The organism is Citrobacter sp. wls711 (assembly GCF_005281055.1).
Classification (GTDB): Bacteria; Pseudomonadota; Gammaproteobacteria; order Enterobacterales; family Enterobacteriaceae; genus Citrobacter; species Citrobacter gillenii.
The window spans coordinates 1-9,397 of record NZ_SZXC01000032.1 but is presented as its reverse complement, the minus strand read 5'-3'; the positions used below and the strand labels follow the sequence as shown (position 1 = coordinate 9,397).

The following is a 9,397-nucleotide window of genomic DNA, read 5'->3' as shown; positions in this document are numbered from 1 at the left end:
AGGCAGGTATTCTAACCAACTGAACTACCACTCCGCGTTGTGTTCCGCTTGGGAACGAAGCGAATATTACGGATTGCCTCGCCCCTCGTCAACGCTTTTTCTCACGTTTTTAATCGTTTGCTGCAAAAATCACCCGAATAGCCATTTCTGCACGGTAAACGCGCAAACTATGCCCGCCAGAGGCAACTTCCGCCCTTCTTCTGAACCAGGTCAAGGCGCGACTCATGGGCCGCTAACTCTTCATCAGTGGCGAAAACAACACGTAACTTGCCGGACTGACGCACAATCCGTTGGATCCCGGTATCATTCTGCTGCTGGCTGTCACCTTCCATGGAAAATGCCATCGTGGTCTGCCCACCGGTCATCATCAGATAAACGTCGGCCAGAATCTGGGCATCGAGCAATGCGCCGTGCAAGGTACGCTTGCTGTTGTCTATCTCATAACGCGAGCATAGTGCATCAAGGCTGTTACGCTTGCCAGGAAACATCTTCCTCGCCAGCGCCAGGCTATCGGTCACTTTACAGAAGGTGTTCGTTTTCGGGATATCGCGATGGAGCTTTGCAAACTCATAATCCATAAAGCCGATATCAAACGATGCGTTATGGATGACCAGCTCCGCACCGCGGATGTAGTCAAGAAACTCATCGGCAACATCGGCAAAAGTGGGCTTATCGAGCAGGAATTCATCCGCGATGCCGTGTACGCCAAACGCTTCCGGGTCCACCAGCCGATCGGGCTTCAGGTAAACGTGAAAGTTATTGCCGGTCAGGCGTCGGTTCACCACTTCAACCGCACCGATCTCAATAATCTTGTGGCCTTCGTAGTGGGCACCGATCTGGTTCATACCGGTGGTTTCGGTATCGAGGACGATCTGCCGTGTAATTCCAGTGCTCATAGCGGTCATTTATGTCAGACTTATCGTTTATATCGATCTCTAAAACAGGAAGTCTACCAGAGATGCTTAAACAGGTAGAAATTTTCACCGACGGTTCTTGCCTGGGAAATCCAGGGCCCGGCGGCTACGGGGCAATTTTACGCTTTCGCGGGCGCGAAAAAACCTTTAGCGAAGGATACAACCTCACCACCAATAATCGCATGGAGCTAATGGCGGCCATCGTCGCGCTGGAAGCACTTAAAGAACAATGTGAAGTGGTGCTCAGTACCGATAGCCAGTATGTGCGCCAGGGTATTACCCAGTGGATCCACAACTGGAAAAAACGCGGTTGGAAAACCGCAGACAAAAAACCGGTCAAGAATGTCGATCTCTGGAAACGCCTGGATGCGGCGCTGGGTCAGCACCAAATCAAGTGGGAATGGGTCAAAGGCCACGCGGGCCACCCGGAAAACGAACGCTGCGACGAGCTTGCCCGCGCCGCGGCGATGAGTCCTACACAGGATGATGTTGGGTATCAACCCGAAGCTTAAGCGTCCGGTTTACGGTATTGCCGGGTTGCACCAACGGCCTGGCGGATACGCGCTTTGCTTTTGTTTTGTTTCATTGGGTTAAGCGTAAGCGGGATAGTTCGCTTGCGCGCGACCACCAGCTGCATACATCCCAACGCCGGAATATGCGCACTTAACATTTCCCCCCCCTGCCTCTTCCAGGGCAAAACGTGAAAACGGCTGACGTGCAGCACTTCGAAATTCAGCAACGAAAGCCAGTCCAGCTGGCGCATCAGCGTAAACATCCGGCTGTTGTAAGGTGATGTTTTACGTAATACCGGTACCAGCTTGCGCAGGCCCATCAGGCTGACCGGGTTGAATCCGCTCAGTATTAACCAGCCGTCATCGATAAGCACACGATCGGCCTCGCGCAGTAAGCGATGCGGGTCGGAGCACCACGGCAGCGTATGCGCCAGCAGGCACACATCAACAGATTTATCGGCAAAGGGAAGATGCAGAGGATCCGCCAGCACCTGCATCGGCGAGCCTTGCGAAGAAACATTGACCTGATGAGAAACCGCGCACGCTTCGGAATTGATTTCTGCGCTTAAATTACCAATCTTAAGCAGATGAAAACCGTACATTTTCGCAAACCACGGGTTAAGCTGATACTCCAGCGCCTCACGATAGTGTTCGCCCCAGGGTAAATCATCCCAGCTCACGGGCGCTACGACAGTTTGAGGGAGCCTTGCCGGTTTCATCACAACCTTCCGTTTCGCATTGAGAGGTAATTTATGAATCTTAACAGTATTCCCGCCTTTGATGACAATTACATCTGGGTCCTGACCAATAATGAGAACCGTTGCCTGATTGTCGATCCTGGCGAGGCGGCTCCGGTGCTACAAGCCATTGCTGAGCACAACTGGGTGCCAGAGGCTATTTTACTTACCCACCACCATCATGATCACGTTGGCGGCGTGAAAGAACTTGTGCAGCGCTTTCCACAAATAGTGGTCTATGGACCTGCTGAAACACAAGATAAGGGAACCACACGTGTAGTCGAAGAGGGTGATATCGCACTCGTTTTAGGGCATGAATTTAGCGTATTTGCCACTCCGGGTCACACTTTAGGACATATCTGTTACTTCAGCCACCCTTATCTGTTTTGCGGCGACACGCTGTTTTCCGGCGGCTGCGGCCGGCTTTTTGAAGGCACAGCATTACAAATGTATCAATCACTTAAAAAAATAAGTGCCCTTCCGGATGATACGTTAATTTGTTGCGCACATGAGTACACTTTAGCAAATATGAAGTTTGCCTTAAGCATCCTCCCGCACGATCCGTCCATAAATGATTATTATCGTAAAGTTAATGAGTTACGCGTAAAAAACCAAATGACATTACCCGTAATTCTGAAAAATGAGCGCAGAAATAATATTTTTTTAAGAACGCAAGATATTGATTTAATTAATGAAATCAACAAAGAAACAATGTTGCAACAACCTGAAGCGCGTTTTGCGTGGTTAAGGTCAAAGAAAGATACGTTCTGACAATTCCGGGTTGCCTTTTGAAAACTTCGCCGTTATGATCGGTCGTCTTTTAAGCAACTATTGACACACACATGAAGGCAAAAGCGATATTACTCGCCTCTGTCCTGCTTGTTGGGTGCCAGAATACTGGTAACGTCCAACAACACGCACAGAGCCTTTCTGCAGCTGGTCAAGGGGAAGCAGGAAAGTTTACAAGCCAGGCGCGCTGGATGGACGATGGGACATCTATCGCCGCCGATCAGGATTTGTGGGCTTTCATTGGTGACGAGCTAAAGATGGGAATTCCGGAAAACAACCGGATTCGCGAACAGAAACAGAAGTATTTACGCAATAAGAGCTATCTCCACGATGTAACGTTACGGGCAGAGCCGTATATGTACTGGATAGCCGGGCAAGTTAAGAAACGTAACATGCCGATGGAGCTGGTACTCCTACCCATAGTGGAGAGCGCTTTTGATCCTCACGCAACGTCTGGCGCCAATGCCGCAGGCATTTGGCAGATCATTCCGAGCACGGGGCGCAATTATGGTTTAAAGCAGACCCGCAATTATGATGCACGTCGCGACATTGTGGCTTCCACCACTGCCGCGTTGGACATGATGCAGCGTCTGAACAAGATGTTTGATGGCGACTGGCTGCTGACCGTTGCCGCTTATAATAGCGGTGAAGGTCGCGTGATGAAGGCAATGAAAGCGAACAAATCTCGTGGCAAGCCCACCGATTTTTGGTCACTCCCTCTGCCTCAGGAAACGAAGCAGTATGTGCCAAAAATGCTGGCATTGAGTGATATTCTCAAGAACAGCAAGCGTTATGGCGTGCGTCTGCCAACCACAGACGAAAGCCGAGCGTTGGCACGTGTTCGCTTGAACAGCCCGGTTGAGATGGCTCAGGTTGCCGATATGGCGGGTATTTCCGTCAGCAAGCTGAAGACCTTCAATGCTGGCGTGAAAGGCTCCACGTTGGGTGTCAGCGGCCCGCAATATGTGATGGTGCCAAAGAAGCACGCGGAGAAACTGCGTGAGTCCCTGGCGTCAGGCGAAATTGCAGCCGTACAGTCAACGCTGGTCGCGGATAACACGCCGCTGAACAGCCGTAGCTACAAGGTTCGCTCTGGCGATACGCTTTCCGGCATCGCTTCACGTCTTGGCGTGAATGCGAATGAGCTAAAGCAGTGGAATAATCTGCGTAGTTCGACTCTGAAAGTGGGCCAAAGCTTGACCGTAGGTGCAGGCACCAGCGCGCAGCGACTGGCTAAAAACAGCGATAGCATTACCTATCGTGTACGTAAGGGCGATTCGCTTTCGAGCATAGCTAAACGTCACGGGGTCAACATCAAGGATGTGATGCGCTGGAATAACGATACCGACAATCTGCAGCCGGGCGATCAGCTGACGTTGTTTGTGAAAAACAACGGTATGCCGGACTCCTGATAGCAGCTTAAACATTAAGGCACTGGTTCCCCCCAGTGCCTTTTTTATTTATGCCGCTTTATGTGCCTCAACCATAATCGTGTCACTGGTGAACGACCCGTCCTGCTGTAACGCGAAGTAGGCCTGCACTTCGGCAGACGCACTCTGCTGGTATAAACGAACCGCGTCAATCAACACCTGCGGAGTACGCATCCGCGCGACCCATGAGCTAAACGCCAGCGGCAGGCGGCCCGTCAACACCGTATCGGCAATCAGATTGGCATTATTCATCAATGACAGCCACTCACCGCTGGAATAGTTGCGCACATGTGAGGTATCGCGTAACGCTTCAACGGTTTGCAGCCAGATGTCCCGCACCGGGTGCCCAGGTGACATGACATCCATCACAATCACCACGCCACCAGGTTTCAATACACGATTCACTTCTCGCAGCGCGCGTCCGACATCATGCCAGTGATGCGCAGAATAGCGGCTAATCACCACATCAAAAAAGCCATCCTCAAACGGCAGGCTTTCGGCATATCCTTGCCGGGTAGCGATATTGTCTAATCCCTTCTCTTTTGCCGCCTGCGCGACCACGTCGAGCATCTGCGCCGATAAATCATACGCCACGACCTGTTTTACCTGATGTGCCGCCGCAAAGCTGGCGTGTCCCGCACCACATCCCATGTCGAGAACGTTGGCCTGTGGAAATGCCGACAGCCTTTCCGCCAGCCGTTGTAAATCACGGCCAGAGGCGTGTACCGTGCTGGTTAAATAGGCATTCGCTTGCGAGCCAAACTGCTTTTCGACGTTGTCATGATGAGAGCGTGTAGTCATTGTGTTGTCCTTCGGTTGTGGTGAAAGATAAAGGACAGGCCTGCCCCACGGCAGACCTGACACACCTTTATTGTTCAGGCTTGCCGGGACTAAATTCAACGAGTAGTGGATTGTGATCGGATGCGCGCGTCACCAGCACAGAGGCTTCACTGACGTTCAAACCACGATAGAACACAAAATCGAGCGGGCGACCAAACGCGCGTCGACGCTGATCGTCGGTAAAGCGCACCTGGCGTAGCGACATTTCACGGGCGAAACGGTACAACGCATTCATCCGTCGACGGCTCCAGGCGTTGAAATCACCGGCCATAATCACCGGACCGCTGTGATGAGCAATCTGATCGCCAATGGGAAGTAACTGCTTACTATAGACATCCACCCCGAGGCTGAAGTTAACCGCGTGGATGTTCACCACCATCAATAAACGTGAGTCTGGCAGGGGATATACCGTCACCAGCGCCGACTTTGCCAGCCGTAAAATAGGCTCACGTTCGCGTAGAGGACAGCAGTAAACAGGATGTGCCGCCGACAGCGTCATGACCCCAGAGGGGTGCTGAGGCAGCACAAAGGCGGGAACCTGATCGGCAGCAAGATAGTTAGCGGTCGCAAACTGCACCAGTTCCGGCGTGGTTTGGGCTTCCTGCAATAACACCAGATGCGCGTCTTTGCCAAAGTTCTTCAGCACCGACAACCATTCTGCCCGCTGCTGTTTAAAAATATTCCACACCAGCACGCGAATACGGTCTTCACTGCTTAAGGGAACGCCGGCGGGTAATGCCTGACCAAGATGCGCAAACGACCCTGGCGGTAAAATCCGCTCAACGGGTTGCCCGGCAACATAGCGCATAGCATAGGTGTTTTTTCGCACTGTAGACTTTCAAACCTCTGTAACGTCAACCAGTCCGCAGCCGGACTGGTTCTTCTGTTATAGGGACTTTAGGGCTTACTTTCAACGAGCAATTGCAGTTTGTTTTGTAAGTGGGTACTTACATCAATGATTTATCCCAGCGTGATCCGCGCAGGTTTATCAAGACGACCGCTGATGCCCATCAGTAAGAAAGCAGCCAGTACGATAAGCGCGCCAATCCACGGCGTCTGCGCTAAGCCATAATGCTCTACCGTTTGCCCGCCAATCACCGAACCCAGTGCAATACCGACGTTAAACGCCGCAATGTTCAGTCCGGAGGCGACATCAACTGCATTGGGGGTAAATTGTTCCGCTTTCTGCACAACATAAACCTGTAATCCCGGTACGTTACCGAAGGCAAAGATCCCCATCACCAATATCGTTACCAGCGCCGCGTACTGCGTGGATGCCGTTAACTGGAATAGCATCAGCAGAACAAACAGTGCAGCAAAAATGAACTTCAATGCAGGGACTGCACCATGTTTATCCGCCAGTTTACCGCCCCAGATATTACCGATAGCCACAGAGACGCCGTATCCCAATAAGATCCAACTTACCGCTGTCGGGGAGAATCCGGCCAGATCCTGCATCATCGGTGCAAGGAAGGTAAACGCCGTAAAGACACCACCATAACCCAGCGCCGTAACCGCATAAATCAACAGCAGACGAGGATGGGTTAAGACTCTCACCTGATCGCGGATGCTGGCGGCAGCCCGACCTGGAATATTCGCCGGAATCAGCAACTGGCTGCTAATTAGCGCAATGACGCCCAGCATTGAGACTGCGAGGAAGGTTTCACGCCAACCAAAATGCTGACCGATAAATGTGCCCAGCGGAACGCCCGTCACCAGGGCCACCGTTAAACCGCCAAACATAATGGCGATGGCCGAAGCCGCTTTCTCTTTAGGCACCAGACTTGTTGCAATGGTTGAACCAATCGAGAAGAACACGCCGTGTGCAAGACCGGTCAACAGACGAGCGACAATTAAGGTCATATAGCCCGGAGCCTGCCATGCCAGCAAATTACCGGCAGTAAACAGCACCATCAGCGCAACCAGCAGCTGTTTACGCGGCAGGCTCCCTGTCAGAGCGGTCAGCACTGGTGCGCCAATCGCCACCCCCAGCGCATAAATTGAAACCAGCATCCCCGCAGAAGGCAAAGAGATCGCCAGTTGTTCAGCAATAGTCGGTACCAGGCCGACAATCACAAATTCGGTCGTGCCAATGGCGAAGGCACTTATAGTCAGTGCGAATAAAGCGAGTGGCATAAATAAACTCCATATCATCAGTAATCAGATGACACACAGTATGCCGGGATGCTTTAATAACAAAAATATTCAAAATCTCAATATAATTTTGCTTCAGGTGCAAAAATGAAAGCAACCTCAGAAGAACTGGCGATTTTTGTGGCTGTTGTGGAAAGCGGCAGCTTTAGCCGCGCCGCAGAGCAGTTGGGACAGGCCAATTCTGCCGTCAGTCGGGCCGTAAAAAAACTGGAGATGAAACTGGGTGTCAGCTTGCTCAATCGGACCACCCGACAGCTAAGCCTGACCGAGGAAGGTGAACGTTACTTCAGGCGCGTACAGCTAATCTTGCAGGAAATGGCCGCCGCAGAGACGGAAATTATGGAGTCTCGCAATACGCCGCGTGGCTTGCTGCGCATTGACGCCGCAACGCCGGTTATGCTGCATTTCCTGATTCCGCTCATCAAGCCCTTCCGCGAACGCTATCCTGAGATGACGCTGTCGCTGGTCTCTTCAGAGACGTTCATCAATCTTATTGAACGAAAAGTGGATGTAGCTATACGTGCAGGCACGCTGACTGACTCGAGCCTACGCGCACGTCCATTGTTTACCAGCTATCGTAAGATTATTGCTTCGCCTGACTATATTGCGAAATTTGGTGTTCCAGAGAGCGTCGAAGCGCTTAAGCAGCACCTGTGTCTCGGTTTTTCTGAACCGGTTTCACTCAATACCTGGCCGATTGCCTGCAGCGATGGGCAGCTTCATGAGGCTGAATGCGGACTATCTTCTAACAGCGGCGAAACGCTAAAACAACTTTGTCTGAGCGGAAACGGTATTGCCTGTCTTTCAGATTATATGATTGATAAGGAGATCGCACGAGGTGAACTGGTCGAATTGTTGGCGGATAAACGCCTGCCAGTAGAGATGCCGTTCAGCGCCGTTTACTACAGCGATCGGGCAGTAAGCACTCGCATTCGGGCATTTATCGACTTTTTGAGTGAACATATAAGAACAGCTCCCGCAGGAGCTGTGAAAGAGGGTTAAAGGGCACAGAGGGTCGCTGGGTCAGGTCATTAGTCCCACTCGGGTGCCAGACCTTCCGGGCTAACCAGACGATCGTTGCAGTCCAGCGCCGCGATCGCCGCGTTGTCTTCAGCATCCAGACGCAGATCCAGCGCCAGCAGGTTACTGGCCAGGTTTTCTCGCTTCGTCGAAGAAGGGATCACCGAGTATCCCTCACCCATCGCCCATGCCAGAATCACCTGAGCCGGTGTCGCATTATGCTTCGCGGCAATACCGGCAATGACTTCATCTTTCAGTGCCTTACCGTATGCCAGCGTCATGTAAGACGTGATGTGAATACCGTGCGCTTTGGCCCAGTCAACCACCTGACGGCTTTGCAGATACGGGGACAGCTCAATCTGGTTGGTCGCGATGTTCTCTGCGCCCACTGCAGCAATGGCTCTTTCCATTAGCGGAATGGTAAAGTTAGAGATACCAATTTCGCGAGTCAGGCCCTGTGCTTTAGCTTCCAGTAATGCCTGCATAAATTCTTCAACAGAAACCGCATCGTTTGGTGAAGGCCAATGGATCAGCGTCAGATCAACGTAATTGGTACGCAGTTTCTTCAAACTCTCTTTCAGGCTCGGGATCAGTTTTTCTTCGCTGAGATTCTCAATCCAAATCTTGGTGGTGATATACAGGTCACTGCGCGGCACACCACTTTCAGCAATCGCCTGACCAACCGCGGCTTCGTTATCATAGATTTGTGCGGTATCGACGGCCCGATAGCCCAGTTCCAGAGCTGTTTTAACAGAAGCGATAACGACGTCGTCTTTCAGGCGAAAAGTACCTAAACCGAATGCAGGGATAGTCATAAATTTCCTCTTTTTAATCACAGTCTTCGTTAGTCGGAGGAGTATGGCCTTCTAACGTGTAGATAAAAAGAGCGTATAACGCAGAGGATTTTTGCAGATTTAGCAATAATTGAATGACAGCAAAAGAAAAAGCCCTGAGCGTTAACTCAGGGCTTTCAATAAGTGGCGGAACGGACGGGACTCGAA

The 9,397-nt window shown here is 51.6% G+C and carries 9 protein-coding genes and 1 pseudogene; 4 read left to right on the top strand and 6 right to left on the bottom strand.

Going from position 1 to position 9,397, the window contains the following annotated elements; all coding sequences use genetic code 11:
- Positions 1-167 precede the first annotated feature (167 nt).
- A complete protein-coding gene (dnaQ, locus tag FDW98_RS14230; RefSeq protein WP_197737705.1) occupies positions 168-896 on the bottom strand; it encodes a DNA polymerase III subunit epsilon in 729 nt (242 codons plus the stop codon).
- Between dnaQ and rnhA the strand changes: the two are divergent.
- Positions 850-1,426, top strand: a pseudogene (gene rnhA / locus FDW98_RS14225) (ribonuclease HI). The gene dnaQ and the pseudogene rnhA sit on opposite strands and share 47 nt — an antisense overlap.
- Here the strand turns inward: rnhA and FDW98_RS14220 are convergent.
- Positions 1,423-2,145 carry a class I SAM-dependent methyltransferase gene (locus FDW98_RS14220; RefSeq protein ID WP_096758205.1) on the bottom strand — a complete coding sequence of 241 codons (723 nt, stop codon included), beginning with the start codon at positions 2,143-2,145 and terminating at the stop codon, positions 1,423-1,425. The pseudogene rnhA and the gene FDW98_RS14220 sit on opposite strands and share 4 nt — an antisense overlap.
- Positions 2,146-2,178: 33 nt before the next feature.
- On the opposite strand from FDW98_RS14220, the gene gloB reads away from it, so the two are divergent.
- A complete protein-coding gene (gloB, locus tag FDW98_RS14215; protein WP_096758206.1) occupies positions 2,179-2,934 on the top strand; it encodes a hydroxyacylglutathione hydrolase in 756 nt (251 codons plus the stop codon).
- A gap of 71 nt (positions 2,935-3,005) precedes the next feature.
- Positions 3,006-4,364, top strand: a complete 1,359-nt coding sequence (mltD, locus tag FDW98_RS14210) for a murein transglycosylase D (RefSeq protein ID WP_096758207.1) — start codon at positions 3,006-3,008, stop codon at positions 4,362-4,364.
- A gap of 48 nt (positions 4,365-4,412) precedes the next feature.
- On the opposite strand, the gene FDW98_RS14205 is transcribed toward mltD, so the two are convergent.
- The 3 genes from FDW98_RS14205 to FDW98_RS14195 form a co-directional block, all read right to left on the bottom strand.
- The gene (locus FDW98_RS14205; protein ID WP_137398871.1) at positions 4,413-5,183 is read right to left on the bottom strand and encodes a class I SAM-dependent methyltransferase; all 771 of its coding nucleotides are present in this window, start codon (positions 5,181-5,183) and stop codon (positions 4,413-4,415) included.
- 67 nt (positions 5,184-5,250) lie between these two features.
- Complete coding sequence (locus FDW98_RS14200; RefSeq protein WP_096758209.1) at positions 5,251-6,051, bottom strand: endonuclease/exonuclease/phosphatase family protein; 801 nt, start codon at positions 6,049-6,051, stop codon at positions 5,251-5,253.
- A 131-nt stretch (positions 6,052-6,182) separates the two neighbouring features.
- Positions 6,183-7,358 carry an MFS transporter gene (locus FDW98_RS14195; RefSeq protein ID WP_096758210.1) on the bottom strand — a complete coding sequence of 392 codons (1,176 nt, stop codon included), beginning with the start codon at positions 7,356-7,358 and terminating at the stop codon, positions 6,183-6,185.
- A gap of 105 nt (positions 7,359-7,463) precedes the next feature.
- On the opposite strand from FDW98_RS14195, the gene yafC reads away from it, so the two are divergent.
- Positions 7,464-8,378: a DNA-binding transcriptional regulator YafC gene (gene yafC, locus FDW98_RS14190; protein WP_096758211.1), complete on the top strand. Its 915-nt coding sequence runs from the start codon at positions 7,464-7,466 to the stop codon at positions 8,376-8,378.
- Positions 8,379-8,407: 29 nt separating this feature from the next.
- Here the strand turns inward: yafC and dkgB are convergent, their stop codons facing one another.
- Complete coding sequence (dkgB, locus tag FDW98_RS14185) at positions 8,408-9,211, bottom strand: 2,5-didehydrogluconate reductase DkgB (RefSeq protein WP_096758212.1); 804 nt, start codon at positions 9,209-9,211, stop codon at positions 8,408-8,410.
- Between the last annotated feature and the right edge of the window lie 186 nt (positions 9,212-9,397).

Coding starts and splice junctions, on each gene's coding strand:
- FDW98_RS14220 (WP_096758205.1), bottom strand. CDS start 2,145: ATGAAACCGGCAAGGCTCCCTCAAACTGTCGTAGCGCCCGTGAGCTGG.
- dnaQ (WP_197737705.1), bottom strand. CDS start 896: ATGAGCACTGGAATTACACGGCAGATCGTCCTCGATACCGAAACCACC.
- mltD (WP_096758207.1), top strand. CDS start 3,006: ATGAAGGCAAAAGCGATATTACTCGCCTCTGTCCTGCTTGTTGGGTGC.
- dkgB (WP_096758212.1), bottom strand. CDS start 9,211: ATGACTATCCCTGCATTCGGTTTAGGTACTTTTCGCCTGAAAGACGAC.
- gloB (WP_096758206.1), top strand. CDS start 2,179: ATGAATCTTAACAGTATTCCCGCCTTTGATGACAATTACATCTGGGTC.
- FDW98_RS14195 (WP_096758210.1), bottom strand. CDS start 7,358: ATGCCACTCGCTTTATTCGCACTGACTATAAGTGCCTTCGCCATTGGC.
- yafC (WP_096758211.1), top strand. CDS start 7,464: ATGAAAGCAACCTCAGAAGAACTGGCGATTTTTGTGGCTGTTGTGGAA.
- FDW98_RS14205 (WP_137398871.1), bottom strand. CDS start 5,183: ATGACTACACGCTCTCATCATGACAACGTCGAAAAGCAGTTTGGCTCG.